This is a genomic window from Burkholderia sp. Bp9016, from assembly GCF_003857765.1.
In the GTDB taxonomy this organism is placed as follows: domain Bacteria; phylum Pseudomonadota; class Gammaproteobacteria; order Burkholderiales; family Burkholderiaceae; genus Burkholderia.
Genome location: NZ_QTPY01000003.1, coordinates 272876 through 287504, shown reverse-complemented (window position 1 = coordinate 287504; position 14629 = coordinate 272876). Strand labels below are relative to the sequence as shown.

Here is a 14629-nt window from a genome sequence, read left to right as displayed (position 1 = left end):
CGGTTGCGCGACTGTTTTCGGCCTGGTCTGTCAGCGACCCGGCGCGGACAGCGCGATCGCCGCCAGATAAAGCCCCGCGCCGAACGCCAGATGCGCGACGATGCTGCGCCGGCGCACGATGGCCGGCTGCGGCGTGCGCGATGCGGCGACGCCCAAGCCGAATGCCGGCTGCATCACGAAGAACGGTGCCGCGACGCTGGCAAGGCCCGCGACGAGCGCCGGCACGGGCGTCGGCGCGCCGACCCATTCCGTGCCGGCGATCGCGACGGGCAGCACGGCGAACGCGGCACCGATCGCGTAATGCGCGATCCAGCCGAACGCCCGTTCGCCCGGCACGGGCGGCGCGGTGACGATCGACGCGTGCCGGAACCGGCCGCGCATCATGTGGCCTAGCCAGCGGCCGACCAGCGCGTAGTCGAGCGACGGAATTCCGAACATCCTGCGCCGGAACAGAGCCCACAAATCCATCAAGAGCGTGGCGCCTGCGCCGATCAGCAGGATGCGCGGCAGGAGGCCGGACGAGGTCATCGAGCGCCTCCGCAGGGAATGGCGGCGGCTGCGTGGCGCAACGGGCGACGGGACGGTTTCGGCGGTGTCATGGCGGTGGGCTTGTGTTGAAGGATGCGAGCGACTATCTTGCAACTTCAAGTTCACTTGAGGTCAAGCATGAGTCGTCTGGACATCGCCGAAGTCGCGCGCCGCTCGGGATTGCCCGCGTCGACGCTGCGTTACTACGAGGAAAAGGGCTTGATCGTGCCGATGGGTCGTCACGGGCTGCGGCGCCAATACGACGAGTCGGTGCTGGAACGCCTCGCGCTGATCGCGCTCGGCCGGGAGGCCGGTTTTTCGCTGGACGACATCCTTGCGATGTTCGGCGCGGACGGCCGGCCTGCGATCGATCGCGCGAAGCTCGACGACAAGGCCGACGAGCTCGATCGCACGATCCGCCGTCTCGGTGCGGTGCGCGATGCGTTGCGACATGCGGCCGTTTGCCCGGCGCCGAGCCATCTCGAGTGCCCGTCGTTTCGCAAGCTGCTGCGTATCGCCGCGCATCGTCATCCGGCGCGTCGTACAAAGGCGGAGGGTACGTAGGCGGCCTGGCCAGGCATCATTGCGCAACGGCCTGCCGCACCTCGCTAGTGCGCCGCTCGCCTCATCCCGCGTAATACACGCGGCATTCCATTTCGCGTCCGCGCACGATGCGCTTGCCGACGAGCGTGCCGAGCGTTTCGGTGACGATCGTCCGCTGATGCTCGCATTGCAACGCGTCGTAGAAGTAGAGCGCGACCCAGTCCGCCGTGCGAACGGCGTCCTGCGGGCGCGCGGGATACGGGCACAGCGCGGTGAAATGCCAGCCGCCTTTCGTCATGTGCATCACCGGCGGCGACACGCTGACGTCCGCGTTCACGCGCCGGGGCACGAGCGTCGGCAGGATGCCGGCGGCGGCCTTGTTGCGATACAGGCGATCGATGTAAAGCAACAGTTCGACGGGCGGTTCGGTGCCGGGGTCGGCGTTGCGCGCATGGCCTTGCCAGCGCCGCCGCCGGGTCAGCACGTCGTCGAGCGTGGCGCGGATGCCGGCCGCGCGGCGCGGGCCGACGCCGGCGATCGTTTCGAGCTGGCCGCTGCGGGCCGCGCGTTCGAGATCCTCGAGCGTATCGATGTGCAACTGGTCGTGAATCCGCAGTGCGAGCGCGTGGCCGATGCCCGGCACGGCTTCGAAGGCGGACGCGCGTTCCGCTTCGCCGCGCAGCCGGTCGAGCAGGCGCCAGCGTCCGGTCACCAGCAGTTCGGCGATCGCCTGCGCGACGCCCGTGCCGGTCTCCGGCAGCGCGCCGAGCGCATTGACACCGCCCGCGTCGAAGCGTGTGCGCAGGCTGTCGTCGAGCGACTCGATCGTGTCGGCCGACGCGCGATATGCGGCAACCCGATAGGGGTTGGCGCCCTGGTCGGCAAGCAACTGCGCGGCTTCGCGCAGGCATGCCGCGATCTGCCGGTTTTCCTCGTTCGTCTCGCTGACGCTCGTCTGCATGGAGAGGGGCCCGGGAAAGCGCAAGCGGAATGGGCGCGGCGCATCACGCGCCGGTCTATCTTGCATGTCAGCATATTGTCGCGGCAAGCGACGAACAAAACTTGATGCGCGTCAATGGCAAACGTTGCACCGGCGTGAACCGGGCCGCGCGCGGCGCTGTCGGCGTTCGTGCCGGGATGCAGCACCAACGCGCGGCCGCGCGCCGCGGCCGGTTACGCGTCGAGGAACGCGTGCGCGCCTTCGGCCTCGGCGGCCGTGCGCAGCGTCGCGAGTGCGCGCTTCTCGATCTGCCGCACGCGTTCGCGCGACATCCCCGCGTCCTGCGCAATCGCGTCGTAGGTGTCGGGCTCGGCGCCGCCGAGACCGAACCGCCGGCGCAGCACGTCGGCCTCGGCCGGCGTGACGGAGCGCAGCAGCGACGTCACGCATTCGCGCATGCGCGTGTTCGCCAGCCGCTCGAACGGGCTCGCCGAAGTCTGGTCCTCGACCAGGTCGACGAGGCCGGTGTCCGTGTCGGGCATCGGCGTGTCGAGCGACAGCGGCTCCGCGGGCAGCGCGAGCACGGCGCGCAGCTTGTCCTCGGCCATCCCGGTTTCGGCGGCGAGGTCGGCCGGCGTCGCGCGACGGCCCGTGCGCTGGCGGAAGCGCAATGCGTGCCGCTGCACGCGCTGGTACTGGTCGCCGACGTGCACGGGCACTCGGATCGTGCGCGAGCGGTCGGCGACCGCGCGGGCGACCGCCTGCCGGATCCACCAGGTCGCATAGGTCGAAAACTTGAAGCCGCGCCGGTATTCGAACTTCTCGATCGCACGCATCAGGCCCAGGCAGCCGTCCTGCACGAGGTCCGGCAGTTCGACGCCGCGGTTCATGTACTTGCGCGCGATCGACAGCACGAGCCGCAGATTCGCTTCCAGCATCGCGCGGGTGCCGTCGCGCACTTTCTGCTGACCGTCGCTCAGCGCGGCGCCGAGTGCCCGCCGCGCGACTGCGTCGAAGCAGGCGGCGTCGCTGCCGGCGGGCGTGTCCGGAGCATCGGACGGCATGGACGCGAGCGTACGCACGACGCGGCTCGCGTCGTCGACGGCCGGTGCAACCCATGCGAGCGTATCGAGCAACGCGGTGAGCCGGTTGCGCGCGTCGCGGTATTCGGTCGAGCGGCAGCCTTGCGCGTGCAGTGCGCCGCGCACGGCCGCGACCGCGTCGAGCAGCGTGTCGTAGCGCGCGGGGGCTGGCGTGTCGGCGTCGCCGTCCTTGACTTCATCGCCCTCGTCGCCGGCCGCGCCGGTTGCAGCCGTTGCGCCGTGGCGCGCGAGCAGCACGTCGACCGCCGCAGGACAACCGGCGAGCGCATGCAGGATCTGGTGGCGGCCCGTTTCGATTTCGCGCGCCAGTACGATTTCGTCTTCGCGCTTGAGCAGCGGCACGGCATGGATGCGCCGCATGTAGAGCGCGAGCGGATCGGTCGAGGCGCTCGCGCCGCGGGCGAGATCGCCTAGCAGCGCGCGGCCCTCGTCGAGCGCGTCGCGATCGACGTCGGCCTGCGCTGTGCCCGCGAACGGCACCGGCGCGGCCGGCTCGTCGAGCACGGCAATGCCGATGTCCGCCAGCGCAGCGCGCACGACGTCCAGCGCGTCGGGGCTGTCGCTTTCGGGCGGCAGCGCGTCGACGATGTCGGCGTGCGTCAGATAACCCTGCTCGCCGGCAAGGGCCAGCAACTGGATGATCGGATCGAGGGGCGTGTCCGCCCGGAGTGTGGGGCGTGGCGTGGTCATGTCGATGGCGGCGCGAGCCGCGTTCCTGTCTGGGCGGGCCGAAGTCCGCGGGTTTTTCGGGCTGCCGGTGTCCGCGGACGCCCGTCCGCGCCGGCCAGCCTGGCTAGGTTCAAGTTGAGGGCATTTGCGCGAACTTCAACTCGGGCGCGGCAGACGCGCGAGCACGCCGCATGCTCGCGGCAGCCGGGAACCGCCATTCGGTGCGGGAAACAAAAAGTAACCGATCATACCCCGCGGAAATATGCAGGAGACGTAAGCTAGAGGCAGGCGCGCGCCACGCGACGCCGCAAGGATTCCTGCGGAGCATTGTATGAACGCTATCACCGCCGCGAGGCCGATCGCCATGGCGCTGGCCATGCTGACGCTGAGCGGCTGCTATTACACGGGGCCGTATGGTTATGGACCGTATTACGCGCCCGTGCCTGCCACGGTAACGCAGCGCGAGTTGCCGGTTGGACCGGCGAGCCCGGCGCCGTCTGTCTCGTCGGCGTCTGCCGTGCCGACGGTGCCTGCCGCGCCGCCGCCGGCGGACGACTACGCGCAAGCCCCGGCTTATGTCACGCCGGCCTACGTGCCGTACCCGGCCTACTATCCCGCGTATTACCCGGGCTGGTACGGCCCGCCCGTCACGATAGGCCTCGGCTTCTGGGGGCACTGGGGCGGCGGATACCGGGGCGGATACTGGCGCCGTCCGTGGGGAGGCGGCCACTGGGGTGGCGGACATTGGGGCGGTGGCCATCGACACTGACCGGCGCGCGGCGGAACCGCGCGGGAGAGCATCATGAGCAATACCCTCATTCGAAGTCTGTGCGCCGTTCTCTTCGGCATCGCGGCCATACCGGGCATCGCCGACGCACAAAGCAGCGCCTACACGAACTCGGCGGCCGAACTGTATGCCGGGCCAGCGCCCGATTACCCGGTCGTCGCGCAGATCCCGCCGGGCACCGCGCTGGACGTGTTCGGCTGCCTGAGCGACTACACGTGGTGCGACGTCGCGCTGCCGGGCGTGCGCGGCTGGATCGACGCGGAGCAGCTCGACTATCCGTACCAGGGCAACTACGTGCCGCTGCTCCAGTACGGCGCGATCATCGGCGTGCCGATCACCGGGTTCGCGATCGGCGCGTACTGGGATCGCTACTACCGGAACCGGCCGTGGTTCCATGACCGCGACCGCTGGGAGCATCGCCCCGAGCCGCGGGTCGGCCCGGGGGGAATGCCGCCGGCACCGGGGCACCCGCAGCCGGGCGGCCCGATCCTGCACGCACCGGGCGGTGCGCCGCCCGTACAGCATGATGCACGGCCGTCGGCCACGCGCGGCGGCTGGAACGGCGCGAACCGCACACCCGCACCGATGCCGGGTGCCGGCGGCAATGCGCGTGCGCCGAGCCCGCCGCCGACTGCGCCGAGTGGCGGGCCGCGGATGATGGTGCCGCAGGGGCATCAGGGCGGCGGCGGGTATGCACGCCCGCAAGGCGGCGGAAACGGCGGCGGAAACCACGGTGGCGGTGGAGGCGGCGGTGGTGGCGGGGGCGGCGACGAATTCCGTCATTGACTGACGCCGCCGGCGCCGCGGCCCCGCCTGGCGCCGGACGAAAAAAGCCGCTCCGGGGAGCGGCTTCCTGATCAGGCAGGCGGGCCGTTCGCACGACCCGCCGTCTTGCATCAGTCGTCGAGCAGCGACAGGTCGCGCACGGCGCCCTTGTCGGCCGACATGACGAGCTTCGCATAGGCCTTCAGCGCCGCGGACACCTTGCGCGGGCGCGGTTGCGCCGGCTTCCAGCCCTTCGCGTTCTGCTCTTCGCGGCGGCGCGCGAGTTCCTCGTCCGACACCAGCACGTCGATCGTGCGATTCGGAATGTCGATGCGGATCTTGTCGCCGTCGCGCACGAGGCCGATCGCGCCGCCCGCTGCGGCTTCCGGCGAGCAGTGGCCGATCGACAGGCCCGACGTGCCGCCCGAGAAGCGGCCGTCCGTCAGCAGCGCGCACGCCTTGCCGAGGCCCTTCGACTTGATGTAGCTCGTCGGGTACAGCATTTCCTGCATGCCGGGGCCGCCCTTGGGGCCTTCGTAGCGCACGATCACGATGTCGCCGGCCTTGACCTTGTCGTTCAGGATGTTCTCGACGGCCTCGTCCTGCGACTCGGTCACGTGGGCCGAGCCCTCGAACACGTGGATGCTTTCGTCGACGCCGGCCGTCTTCACCACGCAGCCGTCGAGCGCGATGTTGCCGGTCAGCACGGCGAGGCCGCCTTCCTTCGAGAACGCATGCTCGTACGAGCGGATGCAGCCTTCGGCGCGATCGAGATCGAGGCTCGGCCAGCGCGTGTTCTGGCTGAACGCGACCTGCGTCGGAATCCCGGCCGGGCCGGCGAGATAGAACGTGCGGACCGCTTCGTCCTGCGTGCGGACGATGTCCCACTGGTCGAGCGCATCCTTCAGCGTCGGTGCGTGCACGGTCGGCACGTCGGTGTGCAGCTTGCCGGCGCGCTCGAGCTCGCCGAGGATCGCCATGATGCCGCCGGCGCGGTGCACGTCTTCGATGTGGTACTTGTTCGTGTTCGGCGCGACCTTGCACAGCTGCGGCACGATGCGCGACAGGCGATCGATGTCCTTCATCGTGAAGTCGATGCCGGCTTCCCGCGCGATCGCCAGCAGGTGCAGGATCGTGTTGGTCGAACCGCCCATCGCGATGTCGAGCGTCATCGCGTTTTCGAACGCCTTGAAGCCGACCGAGCGCGGCAGCACGCGCATGTCGTCCTGCTCGTAGTGCTGGCGCGTGAGTTCGACGATGCGGCGGCCGGCGCGCTTGAACAACTGCTCGCGATCGGCATGCGTCGCGACGACCGTGCCGTTGCCCGGCAGCGACAGGCCGAGCGCTTCGGTCAGGCAGTTCATCGAGTTCGCGGTGAACATGCCCGAGCACGAACCGCAGGTCGGGCAGGCCGAACGTTCGACTTCGGCGACGTCCGCATCCGAATACGACTGGTCGGCGGCGATCACCATCGCGTCGACGAGGTCGAGCTTCTTCAGTTCGACGGTCTTGGTCACCGGGTTCGCGAGGCGCGTCTTGCCGGCTTCCATCGGGCCGCCCGACACGAAGATCACCGGGATGTTCAGGCGCATCGCGGCCATCAGCATCCCCGGGGTGATCTTGTCGCAGTTCGAGATGCAGACCATCGCGTCCGCGCAGTGCGCGTTCACCATGTATTCGACCGAGTCGGCGATGATGTCGCGGCTCGGCAGCGAATAAAGCATGCCGTCATGGCCCATCGCGATGCCGTCGTCGACGGCGATCGTGTTGAATTCCTTCGCGACGCCGCCCGCGGCTTCGATTTCGCGCGCGACGAGCTGGCCGAGATCCTTCAGGTGCACGTGCCCCGGCACGAACTGCGTGAACGAGTTGACGACCGCGATGATCGGCTTCGAGAAATCGTCGTCTTTCATGCCGGTGGCGCGCCACAGCGAGCGCGCACCTGCCATGTTGCGGCCGGCGGTGGAGGTTTTGGAACGGTATGTGGGCATTGTGATGGCTGAAGAAATATCGCGGAAAAGGGTGGAGGCACGGGAATGAAGGCCTCTCGCGCGCCCGTGCGAACAACCTCTTGAGCTGCGCCCAGGGCAAACCCGGCGATTATCCCACAGCCGATGGGGCAGTGGCGCCCACGCGGCGGGCAATGCGCCAGGTACGCTGCGCGCAGGCGGGGCGCAGGCGGGGCGCAGGCGGGGCGCAGGCGGGGCGCAGGCGGGGCGCAGGCGGCGCCAGACGGAGCGGGGGCGGGGGGCGCACCGCCGTTCCGCTGGCGATGGAGGCCGCCGCCGCTCGCGCGTCAGTCGAGCAGCGTCAGGATTTCGTCGTACAGCGCCTGCGGAATCCGCACGCCGTTCGCGACGCTGCGCGCGCGGGCGTCGAAGCGCCGTTGCGACGGCAGACGCGCGCCTTGCCCGGTGATCGCCCCGAACATCCGCTCGCCGCGCGCGAGGCCCGCGTCGAGATCGTCGCCGAGGAACACCTTCGGGTCGAATGCGATCACGAGTTCGCCGTGGCACGGCGTCGCGCCGACGCCTTCGTCGAAGTCCATCGATTCCCGGCTCGTCATGTCGCCGATCAGCGCGCCGCCGAGCAGCTCGACCATTGCCGCGAGCGCCGAACCCTTGTGACCGCCGAACGTGCGCATCGCACCCTGCAGCGCGGCCTTCGGATCGGTGGTCGGCTGGCCGTCGGCGTCGATCGCCCAGTGCGGCGGGATCGCCTTGCCTTGCTTCGCATGCAGCTCGATGTCGCCGCGCGCGATTGCGCTCGTCGCGAAGTCGAACACGAACGGCACGCCGTCCGGGCGCGGCCATGCGAACGCGATCGGGTTCGTGCCGAACACCGGCTCGCGGCCGCCTTCCGGCGCGACCCAGCTATGGCTCGGGTTCATCGCGATGCCGACCAGTCCTGCGGCGGCGATCGCTTCGACTTCGGGCCACAGCGCCGAGAAGTGGTAGCAATTGTTGATCGCCATCGCGGCGATCCCGTGCTGCTTCGCCATCTCGACGAGCACCGGCAGGCCGGTTTCGAAGCTCAGCAGCGAGAAGCCGCGATGCGCGTCGACCGCGACGATCGACGACGACAGCCGGCGCAGCGTCGGCACCGCCTGCGGATCGACCTTGCCCTTCCTCAGCGAGCGCACGCACACGAGCAGCCGGTACACGCCGTGCGAGTGGCACTCGTCGCGCTGGCCCTGCGTGATCACGTTCGCGATCGCCTGCGCATGCGCATCGGACATCCCGTTGTGCGTCAGCACCCGCAGCGCGAGTGCGTGCACTTCATCGAGCGACAGGACGACTTCGGCGAGCGGCTCAGACATTGCGTGCTTCCCGCGGTGCGGGCACGCCGTCGATGCGTTGCGGCACGTTCAGCGGATTGCCGTCGCGGATCGCATCGGGCAGCAGGGCGTCCGGCACGTCCTGGTACGACACCGGACGCAGGAAACGCTCGATCGCGCGTGCGCCGACCGAGGTCGTGCGCGTGTCGGACGTGGCCGGGAACGGGCCGCCGTGCACCATCGCGTGACCGACCTCGACACCCGTGCCGAAGCCGTTGACGAGAATGCGGCCGGCCTTGCGCTCCAGCGTCGGGCGCAGCGTCGCGAACAGCGCGGCATCGCCGTCGGCGAGATGTGCGGCGATCGTCAACTGGCCTTCGAGCGACTTCAGCACGCGATGCAGCGTGTCCGCATCCGGGCAGCGCACGATCAGCGATGCGGGGCCGAACACTTCTTCACGCAGTTCGGGGTGGGCAATGAAGGCATCCGCAGACGTTGCGAACAGCGCCGCGCGCGCCTGATAGCGGCCGCCTTCGACGCCTTCGGCCAGCGACTCCACGGCTGCGTGATTGCGCAGCGCGGCAACGCCTTGCGCATAGCTCGCGTGGATGTGCGGCGTGAGCATCGTCTGCGCGGCGCTCGCCTGCACGGCGGTGGCCGCCGCGGCTTCGAATGCGCGCAGTGCGGGGCCGTCGATCGCGAGCACGAGGCCCGGGTTCGTGCAGAACTGGCCGGCGCCGAGTGCGAGCGACGCGACGAATTGCGGCGCGATCGCGTCGTGGCGCGCGTCGAGCGCGGCCGGGAACAGCAGTACCGGGTTGATCGAGCTCATTTCCGCGTAGACCGGAATCGGCTCGTGGCGCGCGGCCGCGATGTTCATCAGCGCGACGCCGCCACGGCGCGAGCCGGTGAAGCCGACGGCCTTGATGCGCGGATCGGCGACGAGCGCCTGGCCGATTTCGCGCGACGCGTCGAACAGCAGCGAGAACACGCCCGCCGGCAGGCCGCATTCGCGCACTGCTTGCTGGATCGCGCGGCCGACGAGTTCGGACGTGCCCGGATGCGCGGAGTGCGCCTTGACGATCACCGGGCAGCCGGCCGCGAGTGCCGATGCGGTATCGCCGCCGGCGACCGAGAATGCGAGCGGGAAGTTCGATGCGCCGAACACGGCGACCGGCCCGATCGCGACGTTGCGCAGGCGCAGGTCGACGCGCGGCAGCGGCTTGCGGTCCGGGCGGGCCGGGTCGATGCGCGCATCGACGTAACCGCCGTCGCGCACGAGCGATGCGAACAACGCGAGCTGGCCGACCGTGCGGCCGCGTTCGCCTTCGACGCGTGCGCGCGGCAGGCCCGTTTCCGTGACGCAGCGCTCGATCAGGCCGTCGCCGAGCGCCATGATGTTGCGGCCGATCGCGTCGAGAAACGCCGCGCGTTGCTCGGGGCTCGTTTCGCGGTACGTGTCGAATGCGTCGTCGGCGAGCGCGCAGGCCGTCTCCAGGTCCTGCAGGCTCGCGCCGCCGAACGCGGGTTCGAGCGTTTCGCCGGTGGCGGCGGCAATCGCGTGGAGGGTGCCGTTCTGTCCGGCGATGGCCGACTGGCCGATCAGGAGCTGACCTGTGAGTTGCATGGTTTTCCTCGGAAAATGCGGGGCCGGGCGTGATGCGCCCGGCCGGAGTGAGAAGGGAAAAAAGGGCGGCGTCAGCCTTCGTCGTCTTCGAGCTGGAGCTTGTCGGACCGGATGCCGGTGTTGGCGCCCCAGTAGTAGATGACGAGCGCGACGGCCGCAACGACGACCGTGTCGTACGGATGCGCGAGCTGGCCGGTGCCGCCGAAGCCGCCGAAGTACGACAGCACGATCATTGCCGCGTAGAACGCGATCAGCCATGCCGACGAGCGCACCTGCTCGGCGAGGCTCAGGTGCGCGGTCGGCACCCAGCGGCGGCACGCGAGATAGATCACGAACATCACGATCTGCAGGCCGAGCAGCCAGGACACCGTGCCCCAGCCCGACCAGTAGACGATCAGCGCGGCAATCACGAACGATGCGGGACCGGTGATGCCGAACGCGACCGCGCGGAACGGCCGCGGCAGGTCGGGGGCGGTGCGGCGCAACGCGGCGACCGACACGGGCGCGACCGCATAGCTCAGCACGAGCGCGGCCGACACGATGTTGATCAGCGCTTCCCACGACGGGAACGGCATCGTCCAGAAGATCGCGAGACCGAACGTGAGCCAGAGGCCAGCGCGCGGGATGCCCGACGCTTCGTCGACGCGCGTGAACACCTTGAAGAACGTGCCCGTCTTCGCCCAGCCGTAGACGACGCGCGGCGTCGCGTTCATGTAGATGTTGCCGCAGCCGCTCGGCGAGATCATCGCGTCGGCGACGACCATCACCGCGAGCCAGCCCACGCCGAGCGCGAGCGCGATGTCGCGATACGGCAGCGAGAATGCCTTGCTCACGTCGTGCCAGCCGGCGGCGAGCATGTCGGTGGGAATGCTGCCGATGAACGCGAGCTGCAGCAGCACGTAGATCAGCGTCGACAGCAGGATCGACAGGATCAGCGCGATCGGGATCGTGCGCTGCGGATTGCGCACTTCACTCGCGACCGACACGATCGGCGTGAGGCCGAGGTACGCGAAGATGATGCCGCCGGCCGACACGGCCATCTCGATGCCCGGCATGCCGAACGGCGCGAAGCCGTGCACGGTCAGGTTGGCTGGCTTGAAGAACGTGAACAGCACCGCGATCACCGACAGCGGCACGATGAACTTGAAGACGCTGATGACGTTGTTCGCCTTCGCGAACGTCTTCACGCTCGAATAGTTCAGGTAAAAGAAGAAGCAGAGCAGCCCGGCCTGCAGGAGCCAGCCGAGCGTGGTCGGATCGCTCGAGCCGGCCTTGGTCAGGCTCGGAAACCACGCGGCCGCGTACTGGCGCGCGGCGACCACTTCGATCGCGATCAGACTCGAGAACGCGATCAGCGTGATGAAGCCCATCAGGTAGCCGAGCAGCGGTCCGTGCGAGAACACCGGGTAGCGGACCACGCCGCCCGCGCGCGGCAGCGCGGCGCCGAGCTCGCAGTAGACGATGCCGAGCAGCAGCACCGAGAAGCCGCCGAGCAGCCACGAGAAGATGCCGGCCGGGCCGGCGATCGTCGACACGTGACTCGCGGCGAACAGCCAGCCCGAACCGAAAATCGCGCCGAGACCGATGAACGTCAGGTCGGTCAGCGACAACTGCTTCTTGAACTTGCCGTGACCCGCGTCGGCGGACGCTGGACCGGAAATCGGGACGGACGAGGATGTGTTGCCTTGGCCTGGCATGGGTTTGTCTCCTGGGTAATGTCGGGGCAGGTGCGTCGGGGCAGGTGCGGTTGCGCCGCGCTCTCACGGAGCAGCGGCGCACACCTGCCGGCCGGCGTGCGACCGGTGCGTGCGACCGGGGCGGGCCGCAGGGCCGTTCATGCGCCGCCGGAGGCGGTGACGCAGCGAGCGGGCCCGAACGGGCCATGCCGGACCGGAAGTGGCGACGCGACGGGGGAAGCCGCTGCGCCGCCAGGGGGGAAATCGATCGGCGCGGTCAGCGGTTCGCCCGGTTCTTTTCGGCGCGGTGCGCGGCGTCGCAAGCGATGGAAGAGCCCGGTGCGACCCCTTTGCTGATGACGGGGAAAACTCCGGCCCGCTGGATGGCGTTTCGACTCACTGCAATCTCCTGCTTCGTATCGATCGACGACAGGCGCGTCGACGTGCAACCAGTATCGCCGTGCAAACACCCATCACGCTTGAGTCGTATCGCGGAGCAAAATGACGAAATCGGCATAGTGCGCGGAAGGGCCGCGAAAGGCGCTCCTCACTATGCCGATTTCGTCGCCGTCCTCATCGAAAAGCCACAAGCGGACGGAAGCGCGACGGAGGAAGCTATGCTCCTTTCCCCACTTCGGACGGCTCATGATGAAGCGCATCCAGATCATCGATTCGCACACGGGCGGCGAACCCACGCGGCTCGTCGTGTCCGGTTTCCCCTCGCTCGGCAACGGCACGATGGCCGAGCGCCGCGACGTGCTCGCCAGCGAACACGATCGCTATCGCACCGCGTGCATTCTCGAGCCGCGCGGCAGCGACGTGCTGGTCGGCGCGCTGCTGTGCGAGCCGGTGTCGCCGGAAGCGGCGGCCGGCGTGATCTTCTTCAACAACAGCGGTTATCTCGGGATGTGCGGGCACGGCACGATCGGCGTCGTGCGCACGCTGCATCACATGGGCCGCATCGAGCCGGGCGTCCACCGGATCGAAACGCCGGTCGGCACCGTCGAGGCGACGCTGCACGACGACCTGTCGGTCAGCGTGCGCAACGTGCTCGCGTATCGCCATGCGAAGGGCGTCGCCGTCGACGTGCCGGGTTACGGCCCGGTGAAGGGCGACATCGCGTGGGGCGGCAACTGGTTCTTCCTGATCGGCGATCACGGCCAGCGCGTGGCGGGCGACAACGTCGCCGCGCTGACCGCCTATTCGTCGGCGGTGCGCGCAGGCCTCGAACAGGGCGGCATCACCGGCGCGAACGGCGGCGAGATCGACCATATCGAACTGTTCGCCGACGATCCCGAACACGACAGCCGCAGCTTCGTGCTGTGCCCGGGCCATGCATACGACCGTTCGCCGTGCGGCACCGGCACGAGCGCGAAGCTCGCGTGCCTCGCGGCCGACGGCAAGCTCGAACCGGGCGTCGTGTGGCGGCAGGCGAGCGTGATCGGCAGCGTGTTCCAGGCGAGCTATACGCAGGCCGACGGCGGCATCGTGCCGACGATCCGCGGCAGCGCGCACCTGAGCGCGGAAGCCACGCTGCTGATCGAGGAAGACGATCCGTTCGGCTGGGGCATCGTGTCGTGAGCGAGACCAGGACCGACGTCGTCGTGATCGGCGCCGGCATCGTCGGCGCGGCATGCGCGCATGAACTCGCGCAGCGCGGGTTGCGCGTGCTCGTCGTCGACGACGCGAGCGGCGGCGCCACCGGCGCCGGCATGGGCCACCTCGTCGCGATGGACGACAACGCGGCCGAGCTCGCGCTGAGCCATTACTCGATCGAGCTGTGGCGCGCGCTTGCCGCCGAGATGCCGGACGGCTGCGCGTACCGCAACTGCGGCACGCTCTGGCTCGCAGCCGATTCCCACGAGATGGACCTCGCGCGCGCCAAGCAGGCGACGCTCGCCGCGCACGGCGTGGCGGGCGATCTGATCGACGCGGCGACGCTCGCAGGACTGGAGCCGATGTTGCGTCCGGGCCTCGGCGGCGCGCTGAAGATTCCCGGCGACGCGATTCTGTACGCACCGGTTGCCGCGAGCTGGCTGCTGCAGCGCGCACCGAACATCACGTTGCGGCGCGATCGCGCGGTGGCGGTCGACGGCCCGGGCGTGATGCTCGCGAGCGGCGATACGCTGCGCGCGGAACGCGTCGTCGTCGCGAACGGCGTCGCGGCGCGCACGCTGTTGCCCGAACTGCCGCTGCGCCCGAAGAAGGGCCACTTGCTGATCACCGACCGTTATCCGGGCCAGGTGTCGCACCAGCTCGTGGAGCTCGGCTATGCGGCGAGTGCCCATGCGAGCGACGGCACGTCGGTGGCGTTCAACGTGCAGCCGCGGCCGACCGGCCAGTTGCTGATCGGTTCGTCGCGCCAGTTCGACACCGAGGACGCGCGCATCGAGCCGCCCGTGCTCGCGCGCATGCTGCGCCGCGCGGTCGGCTACCTGCCGGATCTGGCCGACCTGAACGGCATTCGCTCGTGGACGGGCTTCCGCTCCGCGAGCCCCGACGGCCTGCCGTTGCTCGGCGAGCACCCGGCGCGCCCGGGCGTGTGGCTCGCGGTCGGGCACGAAGGGCTTGGCGTCACGACCGCGCCGGGCAGCGCGCGGCTCGTCGCCGCATTGATGGCCGGCGAGCGTCCGCCCATCGACATCGAACCATATTTGCCGGGACGTTTCCTGACGACGTCCCCCGTAGCCGGAGCGCTGACATGAAACGACCCC

General features: G+C 69.5%; 12 protein-coding genes. 5 read left to right on the top strand and 7 right to left on the bottom strand.

All coding sequences use genetic code 11. The features are described 5' to 3' along the window. Positions 1–30: 30 nt before the first annotated feature. Positions 31–528: a DUF2938 domain-containing protein gene (locus DIE13_RS05620; protein WP_124826216.1), complete on the bottom strand. Its 498-nt coding sequence runs from the start codon at positions 526–528 to the stop codon at positions 31–33. Positions 529–666: 138 nt separating this feature from the next. On the opposite strand from DIE13_RS05620, the gene DIE13_RS05615 reads away from it, so the two are divergent. Next, positions 667–1092 carry a helix-turn-helix domain-containing protein gene (locus DIE13_RS05615; protein WP_124826215.1) on the top strand — a complete coding sequence of 142 codons (426 nt, stop codon included), beginning with the start codon at positions 667–669 and terminating at the stop codon, positions 1090–1092. Between the two features lie 61 nt (positions 1093–1153). Here DIE13_RS05615 and DIE13_RS05610 read toward each other — a convergent pair whose 3' ends face one another. Together DIE13_RS05610 and DIE13_RS05605 are read right to left on the bottom strand one after the other, a co-directional pair. Then, the gene (locus DIE13_RS05610) at positions 1154–2032 is read right to left on the bottom strand and encodes a helix-hairpin-helix domain-containing protein (RefSeq protein WP_124826214.1); all 879 of its coding nucleotides are present in this window, start codon (positions 2030–2032) and stop codon (positions 1154–1156) included. Positions 2033–2244: 212 nt separating this feature from the next. After that, positions 2245–3804: a sigma-70 family RNA polymerase sigma factor gene (locus DIE13_RS05605; protein WP_124826213.1), complete on the bottom strand. Its 1560-nt coding sequence runs from the start codon at positions 3802–3804 to the stop codon at positions 2245–2247. A gap of 310 nt (positions 3805–4114) precedes the next feature. Here DIE13_RS05605 and DIE13_RS05600 point away from each other — a divergent pair, with 310 nt between their 5' ends. After that, on the top strand, positions 4115–4552 hold the full coding sequence (locus tag DIE13_RS05600; RefSeq protein WP_124826212.1) for a hypothetical protein: 438 nt from the start codon (positions 4115–4117) through the stop codon (positions 4550–4552). Between the two features lie 33 nt (positions 4553–4585). Next, entirely contained in the window at positions 4586–5356 is a 771-nt protein-coding gene (locus DIE13_RS05595; protein ID WP_124826211.1) for an SH3 domain-containing protein, read from the top strand. A 110-nt stretch (positions 5357–5466) separates the two neighbouring features. On the opposite strand, the gene ilvD is transcribed toward DIE13_RS05595, so the two are convergent. The 4 genes from ilvD to DIE13_RS05575 all read right to left on the bottom strand — a co-directional run bounded on the left by ilvD (position 5467) and on the right by DIE13_RS05575 (position 11936). Further along, positions 5467–7326, bottom strand: a complete 1860-nt coding sequence (gene ilvD / locus DIE13_RS05590) for a dihydroxy-acid dehydratase (RefSeq protein WP_124826210.1) — start codon at positions 7324–7326, stop codon at positions 5467–5469. Between the two features lie 305 nt (positions 7327–7631). Next, positions 7632–8654: an Ldh family oxidoreductase gene (locus DIE13_RS05585; RefSeq protein WP_124826209.1), complete on the bottom strand. Its 1023-nt coding sequence runs from the start codon at positions 8652–8654 to the stop codon at positions 7632–7634. Then, positions 8647–10239, bottom strand: coding sequence for an aldehyde dehydrogenase (NADP(+)) (locus DIE13_RS05580; protein ID WP_124826208.1), 1593 nt, complete (start codon positions 10237–10239; stop codon positions 8647–8649). The genes DIE13_RS05585 and DIE13_RS05580 overlap by 8 nt, the downstream gene beginning before the upstream one ends. A 71-nt stretch (positions 10240–10310) precedes the next feature. Continuing rightward, positions 10311–11936 carry an APC family permease gene (locus DIE13_RS05575; protein ID WP_124826207.1) on the bottom strand — a complete coding sequence of 542 codons (1626 nt, stop codon included), beginning with the start codon at positions 11934–11936 and terminating at the stop codon, positions 10311–10313. A 627-nt stretch (positions 11937–12563) separates the two neighbouring features. Between DIE13_RS05575 and DIE13_RS05570 the strand changes: the two genes are divergently transcribed. Both DIE13_RS05570 and DIE13_RS05565 read left to right on the top strand, forming a co-directional pair. After that, entirely contained in the window at positions 12564–13496 is a 933-nt protein-coding gene (locus DIE13_RS05570; protein ID WP_124826301.1) for a 4-hydroxyproline epimerase, read from the top strand. Next, positions 13493–14620 carry an NAD(P)/FAD-dependent oxidoreductase gene (locus DIE13_RS05565; RefSeq protein WP_124826206.1) on the top strand — a complete coding sequence of 376 codons (1128 nt, stop codon included), beginning with the start codon at positions 13493–13495 and terminating at the stop codon, positions 14618–14620. Before DIE13_RS05570 ends, DIE13_RS05565 begins: the two co-directional genes overlap by 4 nt. Positions 14621–14629: the final 9 nt, after the last annotated feature.

Excerpts from the sequence above, each read along its gene's own strand:
- DIE13_RS05620 (WP_124826216.1), bottom strand. The coding sequence starts at position 528 with ATGACCTCGTCCGGCCTCCTGCCGCGCATCCTGCTGATCGGCGCAGGC.
- DIE13_RS05615 (WP_124826215.1), top strand. The coding sequence starts at position 667 with ATGAGTCGTCTGGACATCGCCGAAGTCGCGCGCCGCTCGGGATTGCCC.
- DIE13_RS05610 (WP_124826214.1), bottom strand. The coding sequence starts at position 2,032 with ATGCAGACGAGCGTCAGCGAGACGAACGAGGAAAACCGGCAGATCGCG.
- DIE13_RS05605 (WP_124826213.1), bottom strand. The coding sequence starts at position 3,804 with ATGACCACGCCACGCCCCACACTCCGGGCGGACACGCCCCTCGATCCG.
- DIE13_RS05600 (WP_124826212.1), top strand. The coding sequence starts at position 4,115 with ATGAACGCTATCACCGCCGCGAGGCCGATCGCCATGGCGCTGGCCATG.
- DIE13_RS05595 (WP_124826211.1), top strand. The coding sequence starts at position 4,586 with ATGAGCAATACCCTCATTCGAAGTCTGTGCGCCGTTCTCTTCGGCATC.
- ilvD (WP_124826210.1), bottom strand. The coding sequence starts at position 7,326 with ATGCCCACATACCGTTCCAAAACCTCCACCGCCGGCCGCAACATGGCA.
- DIE13_RS05585 (WP_124826209.1), bottom strand. The coding sequence starts at position 8,654 with ATGTCTGAGCCGCTCGCCGAAGTCGTCCTGTCGCTCGATGAAGTGCAC.
- DIE13_RS05580 (WP_124826208.1), bottom strand. The coding sequence starts at position 10,239 with ATGCAACTCACAGGTCAGCTCCTGATCGGCCAGTCGGCCATCGCCGGA.
- DIE13_RS05575 (WP_124826207.1), bottom strand. The coding sequence starts at position 11,936 with ATGCCAGGCCAAGGCAACACATCCTCGTCCGTCCCGATTTCCGGTCCA.
- DIE13_RS05570 (WP_124826301.1), top strand. The coding sequence starts at position 12,564 with ATGAAGCGCATCCAGATCATCGATTCGCACACGGGCGGCGAACCCACG.